This is a genomic window from Pectobacterium jejuense, assembly GCF_026800125.1.
In the GTDB taxonomy this organism is placed as follows: domain Bacteria; phylum Pseudomonadota; class Gammaproteobacteria; order Enterobacterales; family Enterobacteriaceae; genus Pectobacterium; species Pectobacterium jejuense.
Genome location: NZ_JAPQKX010000013.1, coordinates 1 through 21,238 on the forward strand (window position 1 = coordinate 1; position 21,238 = coordinate 21,238).

Annotated in this window: 23 protein-coding genes; 16 read left to right on the forward strand and 7 right to left on the reverse strand. The window is 48.0% G+C overall.

Annotation, left to right across the window (positions count from 1 at the left end; genetic code table 11):
- The first annotated feature begins 355 nt into the window (after positions 1-355).
- From fliD to fliT, 3 genes are read left to right on the forward strand one after another with little or no spacing between them, the layout of a single operon-like run.
- Positions 356-1,744: a flagellar filament capping protein FliD gene (fliD, locus tag NXT09_RS19670; protein ID WP_268580940.1), complete on the forward strand. Its 1,389-nt coding sequence runs from the start codon at positions 356-358 to the stop codon at positions 1,742-1,744.
- Positions 1,745-1,777: 33 nt separating this feature from the next.
- Positions 1,778-2,188 (forward strand): flagellar export chaperone FliS, encoded by a 411-nt coding sequence (gene fliS / locus NXT09_RS19675; RefSeq protein WP_039285815.1) that lies wholly within the window; start codon positions 1,778-1,780, stop codon positions 2,186-2,188.
- Positions 2,188-2,568, forward strand: coding sequence for a flagella biosynthesis regulatory protein FliT (gene fliT / locus NXT09_RS19680; protein ID WP_010279637.1), 381 nt, complete (start codon positions 2,188-2,190; stop codon positions 2,566-2,568). The genes fliS and fliT overlap by 1 nt, the downstream gene beginning before the upstream one ends.
- A 276-nt stretch (positions 2,569-2,844) precedes the next feature.
- On the opposite strand, the gene fliE is transcribed toward fliT, so the two are convergent.
- Positions 2,845-3,159 (reverse strand): flagellar hook-basal body complex protein FliE, encoded by a 315-nt coding sequence (gene fliE / locus NXT09_RS19685; protein ID WP_010279635.1) that lies wholly within the window; start codon positions 3,157-3,159, stop codon positions 2,845-2,847.
- 260 nt (positions 3,160-3,419) lie between these two features.
- On the opposite strand from fliE, the gene fliF reads away from it, so the two are divergent.
- From fliF to fliR, 13 genes are all read left to right on the forward strand, one after another.
- Complete coding sequence (fliF, locus tag NXT09_RS19690) at positions 3,420-5,144, forward strand: flagellar basal-body MS-ring/collar protein FliF (RefSeq protein WP_268580941.1); 1,725 nt, start codon at positions 3,420-3,422, stop codon at positions 5,142-5,144.
- A complete protein-coding gene (gene fliG, locus NXT09_RS19695; protein WP_014915894.1) occupies positions 5,141-6,133 on the forward strand; it encodes a flagellar motor switch protein FliG in 993 nt (330 codons plus the stop codon). The genes fliF and fliG overlap by 4 nt, the downstream gene beginning before the upstream one ends.
- The gene (gene fliH / locus NXT09_RS19700) at positions 6,126-6,851 is read left to right on the forward strand and encodes a flagellar assembly protein FliH (protein ID WP_205554936.1); all 726 of its coding nucleotides are present in this window, start codon (positions 6,126-6,128) and stop codon (positions 6,849-6,851) included. Before fliG ends, fliH begins: the two co-directional genes overlap by 8 nt.
- Positions 6,851-8,221 carry a flagellar protein export ATPase FliI gene (gene fliI, locus NXT09_RS19705; protein ID WP_010279628.1) on the forward strand — a complete coding sequence of 457 codons (1,371 nt, stop codon included), beginning with the start codon at positions 6,851-6,853 and terminating at the stop codon, positions 8,219-8,221. The genes fliH and fliI overlap by 1 nt, the downstream gene beginning before the upstream one ends.
- 8 nt (positions 8,222-8,229) lie before the next feature.
- Entirely contained in the window at positions 8,230-8,676 is a 447-nt protein-coding gene (gene fliJ, locus NXT09_RS19710) for a flagellar export protein FliJ (protein WP_010279625.1), read from the forward strand.
- Complete coding sequence (locus NXT09_RS19715) at positions 8,673-9,968, forward strand: flagellar hook-length control protein FliK (protein ID WP_205554934.1); 1,296 nt, start codon at positions 8,673-8,675, stop codon at positions 9,966-9,968. The genes fliJ and NXT09_RS19715 overlap by 4 nt, the downstream gene beginning before the upstream one ends.
- A gap of 155 nt (positions 9,969-10,123) precedes the next feature.
- The gene (gene fliL / locus NXT09_RS19720) at positions 10,124-10,603 is read left to right on the forward strand and encodes a flagellar basal body-associated protein FliL (RefSeq protein WP_010279620.1); all 480 of its coding nucleotides are present in this window, start codon (positions 10,124-10,126) and stop codon (positions 10,601-10,603) included.
- Positions 10,604-10,608: 5 nt separating this feature from the next.
- Positions 10,609-11,622, forward strand: a complete 1,014-nt coding sequence (fliM, locus tag NXT09_RS19725; protein ID WP_014915899.1) for a flagellar motor switch protein FliM — start codon at positions 10,609-10,611, stop codon at positions 11,620-11,622.
- On the forward strand, positions 11,615-12,028 hold the full coding sequence (fliN, locus tag NXT09_RS19730) for a flagellar motor switch protein FliN (protein ID WP_010279616.1): 414 nt from the start codon (positions 11,615-11,617) through the stop codon (positions 12,026-12,028). The genes fliM and fliN overlap by 8 nt, the downstream gene beginning before the upstream one ends.
- Complete coding sequence (gene fliO, locus NXT09_RS19735) at positions 12,028-12,450, forward strand: flagellar biosynthetic protein FliO (protein ID WP_268580942.1); 423 nt, start codon at positions 12,028-12,030, stop codon at positions 12,448-12,450. The genes fliN and fliO overlap by 1 nt, the downstream gene beginning before the upstream one ends.
- A gap of 77 nt (positions 12,451-12,527) precedes the next feature.
- The gene (fliP, locus tag NXT09_RS19740) at positions 12,528-13,223 is read left to right on the forward strand and encodes a flagellar type III secretion system pore protein FliP (RefSeq protein ID WP_172644770.1); all 696 of its coding nucleotides are present in this window, start codon (positions 12,528-12,530) and stop codon (positions 13,221-13,223) included.
- Positions 13,224-13,243: 20 nt separating this feature from the next.
- On the forward strand, positions 13,244-13,513 hold the full coding sequence (gene fliQ / locus NXT09_RS19745; protein WP_010279609.1) for a flagellar biosynthesis protein FliQ: 270 nt from the start codon (positions 13,244-13,246) through the stop codon (positions 13,511-13,513).
- A gap of 2 nt (positions 13,514-13,515) precedes the next feature.
- Positions 13,516-14,301, forward strand: a complete 786-nt coding sequence (gene fliR, locus NXT09_RS19750; protein ID WP_268580943.1) for a flagellar biosynthetic protein FliR — start codon at positions 13,516-13,518, stop codon at positions 14,299-14,301.
- A gap of 353 nt (positions 14,302-14,654) precedes the next feature.
- Here the strand turns inward: fliR and flgL are convergent, their stop codons facing one another.
- The 6 genes from flgL to flgG all read right to left on the reverse strand — a co-directional run bounded on the left by flgL (position 14,655) and on the right by flgG (position 21,222).
- Positions 14,655-15,608, reverse strand: coding sequence for a flagellar hook-associated protein FlgL (gene flgL / locus NXT09_RS19755; protein WP_268580944.1), 954 nt, complete (start codon positions 15,606-15,608; stop codon positions 14,655-14,657).
- A gap of 31 nt (positions 15,609-15,639) precedes the next feature.
- A complete protein-coding gene (gene flgK, locus NXT09_RS19760) occupies positions 15,640-17,334 on the reverse strand; it encodes a flagellar hook-associated protein FlgK (RefSeq protein ID WP_268580945.1) in 1,695 nt (564 codons plus the stop codon).
- A gap of 126 nt (positions 17,335-17,460) precedes the next feature.
- Positions 17,461-18,423 (reverse strand): flagellar assembly peptidoglycan hydrolase FlgJ, encoded by a 963-nt coding sequence (gene flgJ / locus NXT09_RS19765; protein WP_268580946.1) that lies wholly within the window; start codon positions 18,421-18,423, stop codon positions 17,461-17,463.
- Positions 18,423-19,532 carry a flagellar basal body P-ring protein FlgI gene (locus NXT09_RS19770; protein ID WP_205554929.1) on the reverse strand — a complete coding sequence of 370 codons (1,110 nt, stop codon included), beginning with the start codon at positions 19,530-19,532 and terminating at the stop codon, positions 18,423-18,425. The genes flgJ and NXT09_RS19770 overlap by 1 nt, the downstream gene beginning before the upstream one ends.
- A 16-nt stretch (positions 19,533-19,548) precedes the next feature.
- Positions 19,549-20,262, reverse strand: a complete 714-nt coding sequence (gene flgH / locus NXT09_RS19775; RefSeq protein ID WP_014915904.1) for a flagellar basal body L-ring protein FlgH — start codon at positions 20,260-20,262, stop codon at positions 19,549-19,551.
- 177 nt (positions 20,263-20,439) lie between these two features.
- Complete coding sequence (gene flgG, locus NXT09_RS19780) at positions 20,440-21,222, reverse strand: flagellar basal-body rod protein FlgG (protein ID WP_010279572.1); 783 nt, start codon at positions 21,220-21,222, stop codon at positions 20,440-20,442.
- Positions 21,223-21,238 lie beyond the last annotated feature (16 nt).

Here is a 21,238-nt window from a genome sequence, read left to right on the forward strand (position 1 = left end):
CCAGAGAAGATTGTGATTTGTTCAGGTTGTTCTGGGTGACCAGAGACATGATGTTAGTATTAATCGATGCCATGATAGCGTTCCTTAATCAATAAGATGTAAGTTTCGGGTTAGACCCACGGGGTCATCCCCGTTGTGTCTATTTATCGGAACACTTTTCAAAAGCTTTAATTTTTTACCACACATATCTTTTTTTGAGCCTGACAGCACAACTAAATCTCTGTCCAGCGACGCTTAAGACAGGCTCCATAAGATTGGATAGAAATAACTCTCGCTCAAAATGCTAAACTTATTATACGTACTGCCGATAACCGATACATAGACCATTGGCTCTGGATAGATAAAGGATTCGATCATGGCAAGCATATCTTCATTGGGTGTGGGTTCAGGTTTAGATTTGAGCGGTTTGTTAACGCAATTGAGAACAGCTGAGAACCAGCGTTTGACCCCCATAACAACGCAACAAGCCAGTTATAAAGCTCAACTTACTGGTGTCAGTGCGCTTAAAAGTTCACTCGATAAGCTCAATACCGCTACCAATGCCTTAGCCAAATCACAGTCATTCGGCATTGTCACTGGATCGATTGATGCAATAACCAATACAAAAGTATCCAGCACCAATAAGGCATTTACTGCAACAACAAGCAGCAAAGCTGTCGCTGGCAGTTATAGTATTGAGGTACAGCAATTAGCTCAAGCTCACTCCATTACTTCTGGAGTTAAAACAAGTGCAACGACAGCACTAAGTTCAGCAGATAGCAGTCTCACTATAGCTCAGGCCGATGGTAAGTCATTGACGGTTGACATTAAAGGTGGCGAAACCTCGTTAAACGACGTCCGGGATGCGATTAATAAAGCAAACGGCGGCGTAAGCGCGAGTGTAGTCAAAGCCAAAGATAATGAATATTACCTGATGCTAACAGCCAGAAACAGCGGCGAAAAAGGCGAAATCACAATCACTGACGGCGGTAATGTTCTGGGTGCAACAACCGAAAAAGTTGCCGCGCAGAATGCCGTGATCATTGCAAATGGTATAACCATTGAACGCCAAAGCAATACGATTGATGATGCCTTTGAGGGCGTCAGCTTAACGCTGCAGGCTAAAACTGAAGCAAGCAAACCCGAAACCCTGACCATTGATCAAGACATCACGGGGATGAAAGATGCGATAAAAGCATGGGTTGATGCCTATAACGGCCTGCAAGATACTATTGCTGCACAAACTAAATACACCGCAGTTGAAGTCGGGGAAAGTCAATCCAGCACAAATGGTGCGTTAATCGGTGACTCAACGGTTCGTAGCATACAAAATGCCCTTAAAGGACAGCTCACCACAGTACAAAGCGGTGATGGTGAGTTTAATATTCTCGCCGATTTGGGTATCAAACAAAACTTTAAGACCGGTAAACTTGAAATAGACAACACGGCTTTGGAAAAAGCACTTAAAGAAGAGCCAGGTAAAGTTCAAGCCTTTTTCGTGGGTGATAATGACAAAACGGGTTTTGCAACAGAAACCCGTACTTATCTGAAAGGACTCCTTGATACCGTCGATGGTACTATCAAATCGAAAGAAGATAGTATTAATAAAACAATCAAAAGTCTGGATACCCAATCTCAGCGAATCAAAGATGGTATTGAAGAAACAATTGCTCGCTACCAGAAACAGTTTACAGATCTCGATAAAGCAATGTCTAACATGGCTTCAACCAGTGCAAGCTTAACCAGTATGTTCTCCAAGCTCTAAAGTTTGCCGATTAAGTAGATAATAGGTAACGAGATGTACAATATGAAAGGCAGTCAGGCCTACGCTCAGGTAGGTCTTGAAAGCAGTGTGATGAGCGCAAGCCCTCACCAGCTTATCGTCATGTTGTTTGATGGTGCGCGCAGTGCAATGGTGCGCGCACGCATCCTCATGGAGCAAGGCGATATCCCGGGCAAAGGCATGGCGTTATCTAAAGCGATCAACATTATCAATAACGGACTAAAAGCCGGATTGGACATGGAAAGAGGGGGGGAACTCGTTGAGAACTTGTCCGCCCTGTACGATTACATGTCTCAGCGTTTGTTGATTGCCAATTTACATAACGATGCAAAAGCAATAGAAGACGTCGAAGCGTTGCTGGAAAACATCGCTGATGCCTGGCGACAAATCGGTCCTAATTACAAACCAGAGCAGGAAGTACGTTAATGGCCTCCCCCCATCGGCTTCTAAAAGATTACCAACAGCTTTTGTCTCTGAGTCAAAAAATTCTTCATTTGGCAGTCAGCGGCCAGTGGGATACGTTGGTTGAGCAAGAGATTGTTTATGTTCAGTCCGTTGAAGGCTTAGTTAACACGCCAATTCCTGACGAAATTGACAGCGTGATGCGTTTGCATCTGCGACAGATTTTGCAGGAAGTGATGGATAATGAAGCGAAAGTAAAACAACTTCTGCAGAAGCGGATGGACGAGTTAAGTTCGTTAATGGGGCAATCACTGAAGCAAAAGTCAATTAATACGACTTATAGCGAATTTGCAGGGCAGCGACTGCTGCCAGGTGAACCCGCTCCCGGTGAGCCAAGCTCATAATTTCGTACTCGTTATATACGACACTCGCGCTCCTATCTTCATCTGATACGGGCGCGTTTTTTTACCCATAAACGGTGCTTTTACTCTGTATGCTCAGACTATCAGCATAGCGAAATCAGTACGCGTTAAGAATTTAGAGATTAGAGGACGTGAAGACAGGGAATAGACACAGGTAGAAGGCCAGCACAAATAAAGATTGTGCGTAATTTCATTGCATTAACAGTGAGATTACGCACAATGACTTTGCTAGTTGCAGGTTGATGTCATTAGACGACATCAAACAGACATATTCATCACTTCCTGATACGCAGATACCAGTTTATTACGCACCTGAATGCCCATCTGCATTGAAATGGATGATTTCTGCAAATCCACCATCACATCATTCAATGCTACGCCTGGCACACCCAAGGTAAATTTTTCAGCCTGCGTACGAGCCGTCTGCTGCGTGTCGCTGATCTTATCGATCGCGGCTTTCAGCTCACTGGCAAAACCAGGTTCTACCGATGGTCTGGCTATTGGTGTGTCAGCAGCCTGCAGAGCTTTGACCTGCATTTGCTGTAAAACACCATCTATACCTTGAACTGACATAACACCTCACTACATCATACAGAGTAGACTGCTTATGCATTTTCTATGACAGCATTACCCTATCACACAGCTTTTCAGATAAATCGCACAATTAGCGCGAAAAATGCCACCTTATCGACCCATCGATTTTTCTTTTACGGAAAATAATGACATGCCGATAAATGTAGGCGAAATGTTTTATTGATTGCGCAATCAGGGAGTTCTGTTTTGTCACGTCACAACGTTAAGTATATCGTTCAACAACCAAGCAGAGATAGAGTATGAACGCCTCATTAACCGGCTCCGCTACCGGTAAAAATAGCTTTGGCGAAATACTCAACCGGTTACGCGCCAATCCGAAAATTCCGCTATTAATCGCAGCCGCTGCGACCATTGCGATCGTCGTTGCGTTGACGCTATGGGCCAAAGGTCCAGACTATCGAGTGCTTTATAGCAATATAAATGACCGTGACGGTGGTGCGATTGTCAGCGAATTAACGAAGCTGAATATTCCTTATCGCTTTGCGGAAAATGGCGGAGCGATCATGATTCCCGCCGCAAATGTCTATGAGACCCGACTCCGACTTGCTCAATTGGGGCTGCCAAAAGGCGGCGCAGTTGGCTTTGAATTGCTCGACCAGGAAAAGTTTGGCATCAGCCAATTCAGCGAACAGATTAATTACCAGCGTGCGCTGGAAGGTGAACTGTCCAGAACGATAGAAACGCTTGGCCCCGTTCAGAATGCGCGAGTTCATCTTGCCATACCGAAGCCTTCACTGTTCGTTCGTGAGCAAAAAGCGCCCTCTTCTTCTGTCACGCTGACGTTACAGCCAGGTCGTGCATTAGATGAAGGGCAAATCAATTCCATCGTTTATATGGTTTCCAGCAGTGTTGCTGGCCTGCCACCAGATAATGTTACGGTCGTCGATCAGACCGGGCGCCTGTTAACGCAGGCTGGGAGCAGCAGCCGCGATCTGAATGCTGCGCAACTGAAGTTCAGCAACGAAGTCGAGGCGATGTACCAACGCCGCATAGAGTCTATTATCGCGCCGATGGTTGGCATGGGTAACGTACATGCTCAGGTCACCGCGCAAATCGATTTCTCTGCTCGTGAACAAACTGACGAACAGTATCAGCCTAACCAGCCGCCAGATAAAGCGGCCGTTCGCTCTCAGCAAACCAGCCAGAGTGAGCAAAGAGGAGGCCCGAATGTCGGTGGCGTTCCTGGTGCATTAACCAATCAGCCCGCACCGGCTCCTACGGCCCCTATCGCAACGCCTCCAAATAACGCTAATGCCAATGCGAACAATCAGGCTGGCCAGCAGAACCAAAACAATGCCGCAGGTGCGCAAGCTAATGCGGCAAATGCGAATACCGTTATTCAAACATCAAATGTTCGCAATGATGCAACAACCAACTATGAAGTCGATAAGACGATTTTACATACCAAACACAGCTCGGGTGGTGTAAAGCGCTTGTCTGCGGCCGTTATTGTTAACTACCAGCCTCCTGGTGAGGATGGCAAACCAGTTGCACTGACGGAAGAACAGATCAAACAGATTGAAACGGTAGCTCGCGAAGCCATGGGCTTCTCTGCTGAACGTGGCGATACATTAAATGTCGTTAATACGCCATTTATGGACAGCACCGACGGTTCTGGCGAACTTCCATTCTGGCAAAAACAGGCATTCTTCGATCTCCTGATGGAAGCTGGCCGCTGGCTGCTGGTTCTGATCGTTGCCTGGATTCTGTGGCGTAAACTGGTTCGTCCACAATTGCAGAGAAAAGCACAACAGCAAGAAGCGGCGCTGGCAGCGGCTGCCCTGTCTCAAGGTGCAGACAGCGATGTTATGGTCAACTTGAGTAGCTCAGAAGTTGAACAGCAGCGGAAATCACAGCAACGCGTCAATGCAGAAATGCAGAGTAATCGCATACGTGAAATGGCAGAGAACGATCCACGCGTTGTCGCTCTGGTAATTCGTCAATGGATGAGTACTGAACTATGAACCTGACAGGAACAGAAAAAAGCGCCATCTTATTGATGACCATAGGTGAAGACCGCGCGGCAGAAGTGTTTACTCATCTTTCGACTAAAGAAGTACAGCACCTTAGTTCTGCAATGGCTAACATGCGACAGGTCTCACAACAGCAGTTGCTCGAAATCCTGAGAGAATTTGAGGCTGATTCAGAGCAATATGCCGCACTCAGTGTGAATGCGGGTGACTACCTTCGTTCAGTGCTTGTTAAAGCCCTTGGTGAAGAGCGAGCGTCTAGCCTGTTGGAAGATATTCTGGAAAGCCGCGACTCTACGAGTGGAATGGAAACACTCAACTTCATGGAGCCGCAGATTGCCGCAGACCTTATTCGCGACGAGCATCCGCAGATTATCGCAACAATCCTGGTGCACCTGAAGCGTGCTCAGGCTGCCGATATCTTAGCCCTGTTTGACGAACGTCTTCGTCATGACGTTATGCTACGTATCGCGACCTTCGGCGGCGTTCAGCCTTCCGCACTGGCAGAATTGACAGACGTTCTGAATGGCTTGCTGGATGGTCAGAATCTCAAACGCAGCAAAATGGGTGGTGTTCGTACTGCGGCTGAAATTATCAACCTGATGAAAACCCAGCAGGAAGAAGCAGTTATCGATGCAGTACGCGAATTCGATGGCGAACTGGCACAGAAAATCATCGACGAAATGTTCTTGTTCGAAAACCTGGTGGACGTGGACGACCGCAGCATCCAGCGCCTTCTGCAAGAAGTCGAGTCCGAGTCTCTGCTGTTGGCATTGAAAGGTGCCGAAGAGCCTTTACGCGAGAAATTCCTGCGCAATATGTCTCAGCGTGCTGCGGAAATTCTTCGCGACGACCTTGCAACTCGTGGTCCAGTACGTATGTCGCAGGTCGAAAACGAACAGAAAGCTATTCTGCTTATCGTCCGCCGACTGGCAGACAGCGGCGAGATGATTATCGGTGGCGGCGAGGATGCTTATGTCTAACGCCCCCAAAAACCTGGCCTGGCAGCCCTGGAAACTCAACGACCTGGCTGCCCCCACCGTTGCAAAGCCGGTTCCAGCCTATCAGGTCAATGATGAACCTGAATTGCCGGACATGGAGCGATTCTCTGAAGAAAACGCCCTTTCTGCTGCAGAGGACGAACTCGCATCTCTGCGTGAAATCACAATGCAACAGGCGCGAGAAACGGGTTTTGCGCAAGGTCATCAACAAGGTTATGACGCCGGTTATCAGGAAGGTTTAGCCAAGGGGCAACAGCAGGGTTTGCAGAACGCCTTGCAGCAGCAGCAACCGATTATTGAACAAATGCAGCAAATGGTCACCGAATTCCAACAGACGCTGGATACTCTCGACAGTGTGATCCCCGCTCGCCTGATGCAGTTAGCTTTGACCGCAGCCAAGCAGATTCTGGGGCAACCTCCGGTATGCGATGGTAATGCGCTGCTTGGTCAAATACAGCAATTGATCCAGCAAGAGCCTATGTTCTCAGGGAAAACGCAGCTGCGCGTTCACCCTTCAGATCTGGAACGTGTTGAACAATATTTGGGTCCGACACTCAGCTTGCATGGTTGGAGATTGCTTGCCGATAGTCAACTTCACCCTGGTGGTTGTAAAGTCAGCGCAGAAGAAGGCGATCTGGATGCCAGTCTGGCGACACGCTGGCATGAGCTTTGCCGTTTAGCCGCACCGGGAGAGCTATAATGACTTCACGCCTCGGACGCTGGCTTTCTTCTCTCGATTCATTTGAGAAGCGCATTGATGACACGCCTTCTGTGCGTCGTTATGGCCGCTTAACCCGGGCGACAGGTTTGGTATTGGAAGCGACAGGGTTACATATGCCACTGGGCGCCACCTGTCTCATTGAACGGCAGAATGGCTCGCAGGTTGAAGAAATCGAAAGCGAAGTTGTCGGTTTCAACGGGCAAAAACTCTTTCTTATGCCGCTGGAAGAAGTTGAAGGTATTACTCCTGGAGCGCGTGTCTACGCGCGCGTCGGCCAGGACAGTAGCAGCCAAGGGAAGCAATTGCCCTTAGGCCCTGAACTGCTTGGGCGAGTGCTGGATGGTAGCGCAAAACCGCTGGATGGTTTACCCGCACCGGATACAGGCTATCGCGCACCACTGATTACGCCGCCGTTCAACCCATTACAGAGAACGCCAATCGAAAGTGTTCTGGACGTGGGTGTTCGAGCTATCAATGCCTTGCTTACCGTAGGTCGGGGGCAGCGAATGGGCCTGTTTGCAGGTTCAGGGGTGGGTAAAAGTGTGCTGTTGGGGATGATGGCACGCTATACTCAAGCTGACGTCATCGTTGTCGGCCTTATCGGTGAACGTGGCCGAGAAGTGAAAGACTTTATCGAGAATATCCTGGGTACCGAAGGACGAGCGCGTTCCGTCGTTATTGCTGCGCCAGCCGACGTTTCTCCATTATTAAGGATGCAGGGTGCCGCCTATGCCACGCGTATTGCTGAAGATTTTCGCGATCGCGGGCACCACGTTCTGCTCATCATGGATTCGCTCACGCGCTATGCCATGGCACAGCGTGAAATTGCGTTAGCTATTGGCGAACCGCCGGCAACCAAGGGTTATCCCCCTTCCGTCTTTGCTAAATTACCCGCGCTAGTAGAGCGCGCAGGTAATGGTATTCATGGAGGTGGTTCAGTCACCGCCTTCTATACTGTTCTAACAGAAGGTGACGATCAGCAGGATCCTATCGCTGACTCCGCTCGTGCCATCCTTGACGGACATATCGTGTTGTCACGTCAATTAGCTGAGTCTGGTCATTATCCGGCAATTGATATTGAAGCATCAATTAGCCGTGCGATGACAGCGCTGATCGATGAAGGGCATTATGCTTCTGTAAGGCAGTTTAAACAGTTACTATCCAGTTACCAACGTAACCGTGATTTAGTCAGTGTTGGTGCATACGCCGCAGGCAGCGACCCTATGCTTGACAAAGCAATTCGGCTTTACCCGCATTTGGAAGCCTTCTTGCAGCAGGGTATGTTTGAACAAAGTAACTATGAAGAGTCCTGCCAGGCGTTGCACACTATTTTCCCTCGTAACGAGTAGGAGAGCAGATGAAAACCCAGTCACCGCTGGTTACACTACGCGAACTGGCGCAGAAGGACGTTGAGAAAGCAGCAGGCCAGTTGGGGCAAGTGCGTCAGGCACATCAACAGGCCGAGCAGCAGCTCAATATGCTGTTAAACTATCAGGATGACTATCGTCAAAAATTGAACTCGACGATGTCCTCTGGTATGGCGAATAATAGCTGGCAGAATTATCAGCAGTTCATCCGAACGTTGGACAGTGCAATTGAGCAACACAGACAACAGCTCTCGCAATGGACATCGCGTTTAGATTTAGCAATGAAGACCTGGCAAGAAAAACAGCAGCGCTTGAACGCATTTGAAAAATTGCAGGATCGCGAACTGACAAGACAGCTTGCCAAAGAGAATAAAATAGAACAAAAACAAATGGATGAATTTGCCCAACGGGCCTCACAGAGGAAAGCAGAATCATGAATCTGTCCGCGTTACCTATAGCTACCACTGCCAGTGATACAAGCAGTTCTTCTGCTTCATTACTGACACAGGGTGAGCTGCCAAAAGATTTTGTTGATCTGTTGAGCAAACGCATATCACAAGTAGCCGATACGTCGGGTAAAAAAACGCTCGATAAAGTAGACGAAGAAGCCCTGTTAAGCGCATTAGGGAAAGATAATGCTTCGCTTAGCCGTGACGATTTAAATGCCCTGCTTTCTTCCTTCAGTTCTCTCACGGGAGCAACGATTACAGCGGGTAAGCAAAATCCAGAAATTGTAGGACTGGCGAAGTTTAAGAGTCTGGATAAAAAAGAGAGTGACAGCACGACAGATGACACTATCGCCATGCAGGCACTGCTTGCCATGTTGCAGACAACGCCGCTTCCTACACAACCTGCCGCTGATAATATTGCAGCGAATGCCGTAAATGCAGGGTTAATGATTCCGGGACTCATTGACGCTAAACGCCAGAATGAAGCATCCGCATCAGTACTAAACACTACGGGTGAAAGTGCTAAAGGCACACTGGCAAAATTGCTCGACGCTTCAGTGACCTCAGATAAAGATGCAGGCATATCACGCGATCTGCATCATGCAGCCAAGCAAACCGCATCAACAACAACCGAGTCTGCTGATGAGGCTGCAAAGTTTGCGCTAACGACGCCAAATTCCCTTGCGGGCGATCGCAATGTGTCTGAATCAGTCTCTGCATTAGGCAACGGCGCGTCTCAAACAACGCCACCTGTCGCACAGGCTATGCATATTCAGCCAGCCTCGGTGGGAACGACCACGCCAGCCCCTCAGGCAGCGAGTGCTCAACTGAACGCACCATTTGGTTCACCACAATGGCAAGACGCATTGGGCCAGCAAATCATTATGTTCAGCCGTAATGGTCAGCAGACCGCAGAGTTACGTTTGAACCCACAGGAATTGGGTGCCCTGCACATCAGTCTAAAAATCGATGATAATCAGGCTCAAATTCATCTGGCTTCAGCAAACAGCCAAGTTCGCTCAGCGCTGGAAGCTGCGCTGCCTCACCTGCGTAATGCGATGGCAGAGAGCGGAATTAACCTTGGTCAGAGCAGCGTAGGCAGTGATTCCTCTGCCTGGCAGCAGCAAATGGCGGGTAATAACAACGATGGCAATAACCGTGGCCCGTCTTACCAACAACAATTTGGCCATTCATCAGAAAGCACAAGTGAATTATTAGACGTACCAGAACAGTTAAGATCAATGGCATCATCCGTCAACGGCGTTGATATCTTTGCCTGAAAGTGAAGTAAACGAATAAGTTAGCACGATTTTCCCTGCCTATTCTCTGTATTGAACATTGCAATAGGCAGGATAATCATCAACATTACGCATTTATTTATTGCTGGTTCCATCCGGCAGTAAATATCGATAAGTAACGGGAACTATCTTTGGCTATGTCTGATATGCAAGTTCGACCAGGACGTAAACGGTCTATTTGGCTAATACTACTGATTATCGTTGCTCTCGCTGCAACTGGTGCTGCGGGCGCCGCCTGGTGGCTATTAAATCAGAAAAACGCAGCAACGGCTGAGCAGGAAGCACCGCCACCGCCAGAGCCTGTTTTCATGCCACTGGATACTTTTACCGTTAATCTCGTCAATGCAGATAATGACCCTGACCGCGTGTTGTATGTTGGATTCACGCTGCGTTTACCAGATGAAGCTACGCGTACACGGTTTACTAATTATCTGCCAGAAGTTCGCAGCCGACTGTTATTACTGCTTTCTCGTCAGGACGCGATTGCGCTTGCCAATGAGCAAGGTAAACAGAAGCTGATAGAGCAAATTAAGCAAGTGCTAAGCCCGCCATTAGTTCCTGGTCAACCTAACCAGGTCGTTACTGATGTTCTGTTCACGGCCTTTATACTGCGGTAACCATTATGGGCGATAGCATTCTTTCACAAGCAGAAATTGATGCATTATTAAATGGCGACAGCGGCGATAGCGACGCTGATGCGAATGCGTCGTCAAAAGTGGATGGGGGCGTCAAGCCCTATGATCCGAATACTCAACGACGTGTGATCCGCGAGCGTTTACAGGCATTAGAAATCATTAATGAGCGCTTTGCGCGTCAATTCCGTATGGGATTGTTTAACCTGTTACGCCGTAGTCCTGATATCACTGTAGGTGCGATCAAGATCCAGCCTTATCATGAGTTTGCTAGGAACCTTCCCGTACCGACAAACCTGAATCTGATTCACTTAAAACCACTACGTGGTACCGCATTATTTGTATTTTCACCAAGCCTGGTATTTATCGCCGTAGATAACCTATTCGGCGGTGACGGGCGCTTCCCGACAAAAGTTGAAGGGCGTGAATTTACTCATACAGAGCAGCGTGTTGTTAAGCGTATGTTGCGCCTTGCTCTGGAGGCTTATGGTGAAGCCTGGAATGCGATTTACAAACTTGACATCGAATATGTGCGTTCAGAAATGCAGGTCAAGTTTACCAACATCACGACGTCACCTAATGATATCGTCGTGACGACACCGTTTCATGTTGAGATCGGTTCGCTGACCGGTGAATTTAACATCTGTATTCCTTTTTCAATGATCGAGCCGCTGCGTGAACTGCTCGCGAATCCGCCATTGGAAAACTCACGTCAGGAAGATCAGAGCTGGCGGGACACCTTAGCCAAGCAGGTACAGCATTCCGAACTGGAATTAGTTGCAAGCTTTGTTGATATTCCGCTGCGACTCTCCAAGATTCTGAAGCTACAGCCCGGTGATGTCTTACCGATCGACAAACCTGACAAAATCGTTGCTCATGTTGACGGCGTGCCCGTGCTGACCAGCCAATATGGCACATTAAACGGGCAATATGCCCTACGTGTTGAACATTTGATTAACCCTATATTGAATTCTCTGGATAACGAGGAACAGCCCCATGAGTGACACCAAGAAACCGTCCGACGACAAGGAATCAGTGGACGATCTGTGGGCTGATGCATTTAACGAGCAGCAGGCTGCAGAAAAACCGGCCGCGACAACGGAAGGCATTTTTAAGTCGCTAGACGGTCATGATCCGCTGGGTGCTCTGCAGGATATCGACCTGATATTGGATATTCCTGTCAAACTCACCGTTGAGCTTGGCCGGACTAAAATGACGATAAAAGAGTTACTGCGCCTGACTCAGGGCTCCGTTGTTGCACTTGATGGCTTAGCAGGTGAACCGTTGGATATCCTGATCAATGGCTATCTGATTGCCCAGGGAGAAGTTGTTGTTGTATCTGACAAGTACGGTGTTCGTATTACAGATATCATCACACCATCCGAACGTATGCGCCGCCTGAGTCGTTAATGGCAATAGCCTCGATATCATCTCCGGCTCCAGTAGCAAGTAAGCAGTCAACACTTGTTACTGAGCCTCCCCTTACCGGCAGCATGTTACTGACACAGGTTGGTAGCGTGCTAGCTGGTATTTTATTATTTATTCTGCTGATTGCCTGGCTAGCTCGCAAACTCGGTTTTGCTCCCCAAGCCAAACAAAACAAGCTGCTAAAAGTCGTATCCAGTTGCCCTGTCGGGCAGCGTGAACGTGTCGTTATTGTAGAAGTTGATAATACCTGGCTGGTGTTAGGTGTTACGGCTCAGCAAATCACGCCGCTGCATACACTTCCAGCACAACCAACCAACGACAGTTCCTCAACTGGTGACACCAAACCGGTAGATTTCAATCAACTGTTAAAGAAAGTTTTAAAGCGTCCGGAAAAATCGGAATGAGTGCCTTGCCTAATTATTCTTGTATCACCGCCCTGCTCCGCACACTGCGCTACGGTTTAGCCATCGGTTTATTGTTCATGGCACCATCGGTGTGGGCACAGCTTCCCGGTATTGTGACGCAACCTCTACCTAACGGTGGACAGAGCTGGACGCTATCCGTACAGACGCTGGTTTTACTCACGTCATTAACGTTTCTTCCTGCTGCATTGTTAATGATGACCAGCTTCACCCGAATCATCATTGTACTGAGCTTGTTACGTAACGCGCTGGGTACACCAACCGCACCACCGAACCAGGTATTGCTCGGGTTAACGCTTTTCCTGACATTTTTTGTCATGTCGCCAGTATTAAACCGCGTTTATGACGAAGCTTATCTTCCCTTCAGTCAGGATCAAATCAGCATGGAAGTCGCCATAGAACGTGGTGCGGAACCCGTGCGCGAGTTCATGCTGCGGCAGACCCGGGAAACCGATCTGGCGTTATTTACCCGACTGGCAGAAATTCCAGAAATCCAGGGACCTGAAGCGGTGCCCATGCGTGTACTTCTCCCCGCATTTGTGACAAGTGAGCTAAAAACTGCGTTCCAGATTGGCTTCACCGTGTTTATTCCTTTCCTTATCATTGACCTTGTTGTTGCCAGTGTATTGATGGCGCTGGGTATGATGATGGTTCCTCCGGCAACCATTTCATTGCCTTTTAAACTCATGCTTTTCGTATTAGTCGATGGCTGGCAGCTGCTACTCGGTTCATTAGCCCAGAGTTTTTATAGTTAGACGGATAGAGGAATGCGACTATGACACCAGAATCGGTGATGGCGCTTGGCTATGAGGCAATGAAGGTAGCATTGGCGTTGGCGGCGCCTCCGTTGATGGCAGCACTACTCAGCGGACTGCTTATTAGTCTCTTACAGGCTGCCACTCAGATAAACGAAATGACGCTGTCGTTTATCCCTAAAATCCTCACGGTCTTCTTCACCTTGGTGATCGCAGGCCCTTGGATGTTAAACCTCATGCTGGACTATATGCGTACGCTATTCGGCCAGTTACCTAATATTATTGGGTAAGCATGCTGACGTTTAACAGTTGGGACATGGTGAATTGGGTCAGTCAGTTTTTCTGGCCTTTTGTCAGAATTCTTGCGCTGATCAGTACCGCACCTGTCTTTAACGAAAGAGCGATTGGCAATCGGGTAAAAATCGGTCTGGGCGTACTGATTACCCTACTCGTTGCGCCCTATTTGCCATTAAACACCACGCCTATTTTTTCCGTCGCGGGCGTATGGCTGTTAATACAGCAAATTCTCATCGGTGTTACGCTCGGCCTATCAATGCAGTTAGCATTTGCCGCTATTCGCCATGCTGGCGAACTCATTGGCTTACAAATGGGGCTCGCTTTTGCGACCTTCTTTGATCCCACTGGCGGTCCGAATATGCAGGTAGTCGCCCGTTTCCTGAATATTCTCGCGATCTTATTATTCTTAACCTTTGATGGGCACCTCTGGATGATTTCGCTATTAGCAGATAGCTTCTACACTCTGCCAATCAGCGCAAACCCTGTTAACAGCCACGCTTTTCTCGCTCTTGCTCGTGCCGGTGGACTGATTTTTATTAATGGATTGATGCTCGCGCTGCCAATCATAACTCTATTGCTAACCATTAACCTGGCATTAGGTATGCTTAACCGCGTCGCCCCCCAGCTTTCAATATTTGTCGTTGGCTTTCCGATTACCCTCACGGTGGGAATCATGACCCTGGGCTTATTACTTCCTCTTATCCCACCCTTTGCAGAGCATTTATTCAGCGAAGTATTCGATTTACTCGCTGACATTCTCACTCAGCTATCAAGTTCTTAGCTCCCTATATAACGTAGTGGTCGAAGTGAGGCCAACGCGGATAGCGGGCGCGCATATTTATTTCTCATTTCAACATACTACCGTAGCTCGTCATATGGCTATACACAGCTGTGATTTTTACCAGACCACGCCAGAAAGTTGTAGCAGACATCGATGCCCTGAAACAATCTATGCACTAAAAAAGTAGGTGTTATATAAAAGGGAATGTCAGAGAGAATTGAGGATGATGGGGGAATAAAAAATGGCATGTCATCCATTCAATATAATTGAAGGGAGTGACACGCCTAAAAAATACGCCCGGTTTAAGCGTATTCAAACCGTAAAGTAGAATAGAAAAATATCGTCTATTTCTACTATCTCATCTGGAATAAGGACATTCCTTGCATATTCTGGAAAGCCGTATAAGAAGCCTGTAGAGAAGATTGCTGCATGATATAAGACGAAATTGCGTCATACCAATCAGTATCCTGCAGTTGCCCCAATGCAGTCTTATTGGCTACATCACGATCTTTACCAATAGCATCAAGGTTATCAATCTCATTGAGTTGAATACCCAGTTCTGCACGAACAGCTGAAATGTTATTAAAGGAATTTTTTAAACCGCGGTTTGCCGTCTCTAATGCCGCTGCCACACTCGCTTTTGTTGCATCGTCAGCATCAGCAAGAGGCGTTTCAAGCGCTTTAATTGCAATATCCAAAGTCTCAAATAAATCCGACTGGATACTACCATCCGGTTCTGCTTGAGCATCACCGGTTGTTCCATTGAACACAGCGGAACCGACATGGCTCACCGTCATATTTCGGGACGCATCTACGCGTTGTGAAATAGCCTGGTCACCGCCCAAATACTCAACGCCTGTGGCCCCATCAACAAAAGGAATTTTGTCGGTGTTATAGCCAGCAAAAATATAATTACCGTTACCGTCAGTGCTGTTAGCCATATTCAGCAATTCAGCTTTCATGCCACGCAGGGAAGTCGCGACCGACTTGCGATCGTCGTCACTCAGAACACCACCGCCTTTGATTACTTCGGTCAATGCGCTGCTAATCGTGGTTGTGCTTTTGTCCAGAATAGACTCTTCCAGAGACATACTTTGCTTCGCAAATGTACGCGCTAGCGTGTACTGACCATTCTCCGACTGGGCCTGGCCAAGCATAATGGCTCCCGCCGCAGCGATCGGATCATCTGATGGATTTACGACACGTTTACCGGTTGACAGCTGCTCACCCGTTTTTTGCCACGTTGCCTGACCATTCATAATGCCTTGCATATTTTGTTGGTATATCATGCTGGTACTTAAGCGCATGGTATCAATTCCTCTTTATCAAATGGTCAAACTAGCTACGTGCGGCTAATAAAGCGTCAAATATGGATTGTGCTGTTTTGATGACCTGAGCATTTGCCATATAGTATTGTTGGTAACGCATCAGATCGCCGTATTCCTCATCCAGGTTCACACCGGATACGGACTGCTGCTCTGCCGTTAGTTGTTTAACAACGTTTTGCTGCGATGTGTTATTTATCTTCAGCGTACTGGTCTGGTTACCGATCATGCCCACTAAGCTCGCATATGCACCAGAAGCACTCGCTTTACCACCTACAATTTTTTCATTTTGCAGCGCAAGTAATGCCTTCGCGTTGGTATTATCACCTACACCACCAAACACGGGATTACCACTTCCATCCACAACCGGGTTGCCGGCAGAATCAAGCTTAACGGATGCCGCAGCAATTTTATTAGGGTCAGAAATAGCGACGGACATATCGGTAATGACATCATTAACTGGTTTGAGCAAGAAACTGTCGTTCGTTGCTGGTGTACCCGAGATAGTCATCTTGATACCATCAAAATTCAGGCTGTTATCAGAGGTATCCACCGCTGCCGTAAATTTTGAGTTGTCAGATAAACGGGTAATTTGCCAGCTAGCGCCGTCATATTTAACCGAATAATTAGTCGCTTGTACGTCTTTGGTATCAGTGTAAGACGGAGTCAACACGGCGTTACCCCCGTTCTTGCTATCATCCAGAACTACAGCCTTACCAAAGGAAAAGAAATCGCCGCCTTTGACCCCATCGTGGTCAAAACCTTTTTGGTGTTGGGCATTAAATGCATCAGCAAATGCTAATGCTAACTGCCCTAACTGATTACGCGCCTCATCTAGCGTCTCGGAACGGAAAGAGATCAAACCACCTAATGAACCACCGGTTAATGAACTCTCATTCAACGTGACGACATCGTTTGTCTGGTCTTTATATCCGATGGTGAGGCGAGACGGGTCAATGCTGGAACTAATTGCAACTAATTGATTGCTCGTACCTGCCTGAACCAGATTAGTACCGTTCTTTAATGCAACGTTATAAACCGTCCCATCCTGAACGGTAACATCAACACCCACTAATTTATTGAGCTGATCGACAAGAAGATCTCGTTGATCGAGCAAATCGTTAGGCATCGTGCCACTATTTGCGCCCATTAGTTTCGTGATTTCGTTGTTTAACGAGGCGATCTGGTCGGTATACGTATTAATTTGGCCAACAGTACTTTGAATCTGTGTATTCAGCCCGCTGTCCATGTCACGCAGGTATTTATCCGTGACCTTGAATTGGTTTACCAGCCCTTCAGCTTTGCCCAGTACAGTTTGACGAGTCGACGAATCACCCGCGTTACTGGTGAGGTTTTGCAGGTTAGAAAAGAAACCCTGTATGGTTGATGAAAGGCTCGTTGTGCTGCTAGCCAGCAGATTATCGATCTTGGAGATTTGCTCGTAGTAAGCAGAAACCGAGCTGCTTGTCGTTTGCGCAGAGCGCAGCTGGTTGGTGATGAATTCATTGTACTGACGATTAATGCTAACAACATTAACACCGTTACCAATATACCCAGCGGATGTGCTGCTGCTAGTCGCTTGCTCAAGAATCGCATTTTGCCGACTATAGCCAGTAACAGCCTGATTACTAATGTTGTTACTCACGGTACTCAGCGCAACCTGTGCACCTTTTAAGCCACTCATCGCTGTGTTAATTAAATTGGACATAGGGTGTTGTTCCTTTTACACAGGCTTTTTTCGCCCTGCGCGATTAACCAAATGCTGAAAGCAGCAAATACGCTACATAAGTTAATTACTATATCGGTCAGGAAGCGCAAATCTTGAATAAAAAAATCAAAATAGCCGACTCAAATCGTGAGTGTAGGCTTTCGCTACTTTCTCACCCGAATTCTTCATTTGCTGGATCATGCTAACCAGTTTTTGGGCATATTGTGGGTCCGTTGCATAACCCGCCTTTTGTAACGCATGAGCCGCTTGCTCAGCCGTTCCGGCGCTCATCACTGCAGAATAGCGTGGGTTATTGGTCAACAATTTCACATAGTCACCAATAGCTTCAATATAGGAATCGTACACCCTGAAGCTGGCTTTTACTTTTTTGGCCACACCTTGTTCATACTCTGTCGTCGTTATCTCTGTTGTCGGCCCATTCCAGCTGCTGCCAGCTTTGATACCGAACAGATTATGACTTGGACGCCCGTCCTCGGTAGGGATTTCGCGTTGCCCCCAACCAGATTCAAGCGCAGCCTGAGCGATGATAAGGTGATGAGGTATGCCACTATGCTGGCTGGCAATCTGAGCAGGTAAGGAAATCTGAGACACAAAATTACTATTGGATAGCGGCAACGCTGAACCCATAGTAGGCAATTTGGGCAGCGCTTTACGTACCATCTGCTCCACGGCCGCAGTTGGCATGCTTTTGAGTACATCACCATCAAATGTTAATGGAACAGACGGAACAGCGGCTTTAGCCGCCGTAGCCTCTGGGGATTGTCGGGTCAATTGCTCAACCATAACATCCGCGAGCCCAAGCCCCTTGCCCTTAGTTGAGATCTCTTGAGCAATTTGCTGGTCATACATTGAGGTATACAGACGCGTCTGATCGCTGTTGAAAAGCCCGTCCTGCGGAATCGCTGAACGCATACTTTTCATCATCAATTGTACAAACACGCCTTCCATTTGTTGCGCAACCGCCCTAATGCCCTCTTTGCTTTGAGGATTACCTGAAACTTCACGCTTCAACGTATTCAGGGATTGCGCATCATAGGCCGCGTTATTCAGCGTCTGCATATCACTCATCAGATAATTTCCAGTTTGGCACGCAAGCAGCCAGCACTTTGCATCGCCTGCAGAATAGACATCAGCTCCATCGGCGTCGCGCCCAAAGAATTCAGTGCACGTACGACGTTGTTGAGGTTGGCGCTGGAATTGACGCGCTGTAAAGCACCACCCGCTTGCTGAACCGAAATCTCTGTTTGCGGCGTGACCACCGTCTGACCACCGCCAAATGGGGTATTAGGTTGGCTGACATTGGCCTGCTGATTGATCGTCACAGAGAGGTTACCCTGGGCGATAGCACAGCTATCCAACGTGACATCACGGTTCATCACGACAGATCCGGTACGAGAATTAATAATCACTTTGGCATCCTGAATACCGACATTGACTTCAATATTCTGGACATCAGCCAAAAAGCGAACCTGAGAACTGTTGCCATGCGGAGCAAGTACTTGAATGGTACGAGAATCCAGCGGAGTCGCTGTACCACCGTATCCAGAGCGATTGATTGCATCGCTGACTTTCTGCGCCATCGAGAAATCATCGTTCTTCAGCTGCAGCATTATCGTATTTGACGAGCCAAACGTACTCGGTAACTCTCGCTCAATAATTGCACCGTTACTGATTCGTCCGCCGGCAAGCTGGTTAACCTGAACACTACTTCCGCCAGCGGAAGCACCAGCGCCACCAACCAAAACGTTCCCCTGCGCCAAAGCGTAGACCTGATTGTCTACCCCTTTTAATGGGGTCATTAACAGCGTCCCGCCGCGCAAGCTCTTCGCATTACCAAGTGATGACACAACGACATCAATATTTTGGCCTGTTCTGCCAAAAGGCGGAAGTTCCGCCGTTACCATCACCGCCGCCACATTCTTCAACTGCATGTTGGTTCCGGCAGGAACGGTAATCCCCAACTGGGAAAGCATGTTAGTTAAGCTTTGCGTCGTAAACGGCGTCTGCATGGTTTGGTCACCAGAACCATCGAGACCAACCACTAACCCATAACCAATTAACGCATTACCGCGTACGCCCTGGATATTCACCAGATCGCGAATTCTCTCTGCCGACGCAGGGGCAATATTCAGCGTCAGTAACGTCAGCAGTACAGTGAAAAATGATGCAATCCGCATGGCAGGCCTCTTAAGCTTAGAACGGAGAAACATTGAGAAAGAACCGCTGTAACCAGCCCATGTTTTGCGCTTCGTTAATATAGCCATTACCGACATATTCAATGCGCGCATCCGCAACCTGGGTTGATGGTACCGAGTTGTTACCGCTAATAGTTCTCGGATTAACTACCCCAGAGAAACGGATAAACTCTGTTCCCTGATTAATTGCAATTTGTTTTTCGCCAACGACCTGTAGATTGCCATTAGCTAATACTTGGCCAACCGTAACGGTAATCGTACCACTGAAGGTGTTGTTCGCATTCGCACCACCTTGCCCAGTGAAGTCATTCGTTCCTGTTGCATTCAGCGACGCACGATTATTACCCAACGGCCCGTCAAGATAACGCGGTACCACCGTTGCGCCGAACGTTGAAGAACCATTACGAGCAGCATTGGCTGACGAGCTTTTACTGGCGCTCACATTTTCCTGCAACACGATCGTCAATGTGTCGCCAATATTACGTGGGCGACGATCCTCAAACATCGGCTGGTAGCCATAATTCATCGGCTGTACAGTTTGGAAAATAGAACCATTAGGACCCGCTAATACGGGCGATCCAGGCTGAGCAGTCGTAGGCCCAGTGACAACTTTATCATGCGGAATATAGGCGCAACCGTTAAGTGCTAACATCGCGATCAATGCCAACAGACGGTGTCGGCGGAGTGGTTTGATAACCGACTTTGCATTCATTATCACTGCGGATATCGCCTTAAATTAATCTATTTCACATATTTACGGGGTAAATCAAAACCATACAGGCCCACTCATCGGGTACCTATGGTCATCATTACCCCGTTAAACACTGTCTACATTGCTACTATCAGGCCAGAGCACCCGCTCTCGCTCCTGAAATTAGCGGGTTACCCATTACAGTTGGGTCAATTTCTGCAGCATCTGGTCAGAAGAAGAAATTGCTTTACTGTTGATTTCGTAAGCACGCTGAGTCTGAATCATCGATACCAATTCCTCTGCCACATTGACGTTGGAGGTTTCGACATATTTCTGATACAGCAGACCTGCGCCATTCAAACCTGGGTTCGTTTCATTTGGCGCACCTGAACTCGCCGTTTCCAGGTACAGGTTCTCACCAATGCTTTCAAGGCCGCTATCGTTAATAAAGGTTGTCAGCGTCAACTGGCCAATCTGGTTTGTTGCCGCCTGTCCCTGCACTTTAACGCTGACAATACCGTCACGACCAATATTCAGTTCTGTCGCATTCGCCGGAACAGTAATAGCAGGTTGGACCTGATAACCGCTAGACGTTACTAACTGGCCGTTACCATCAAGCTGGAAGGCACCGTCACGCGTGTAAGCCGTTGTTCCATCAGGCAACTGGACCTGAAAGAATCCCTGACCTTTAATCGCAACGTCTTTAGAGTTGCCCGTTTCGGAAAAAGTCCCTTGGGTATGAATACGCTCTGTTGATACTGGACGAACACCGGTACCTAGCTGCAAGCCGGACGGCAGCATGGTTTGCTCTGAAGATTGAGCACCGGGCTGACGAACTGTTTGATACATCAAGTCTTCAAATACCGCACGCTGACGCTTGAAACCATTGGTGCTGACGTTTGCCAAGTTATTGGAAATAACGTCCATATTGGTTTGCTGAGCATTCAAGCCGGTTTTTGCAATCCACAAAGAACGGATCATTTATTCACTCCTGTGC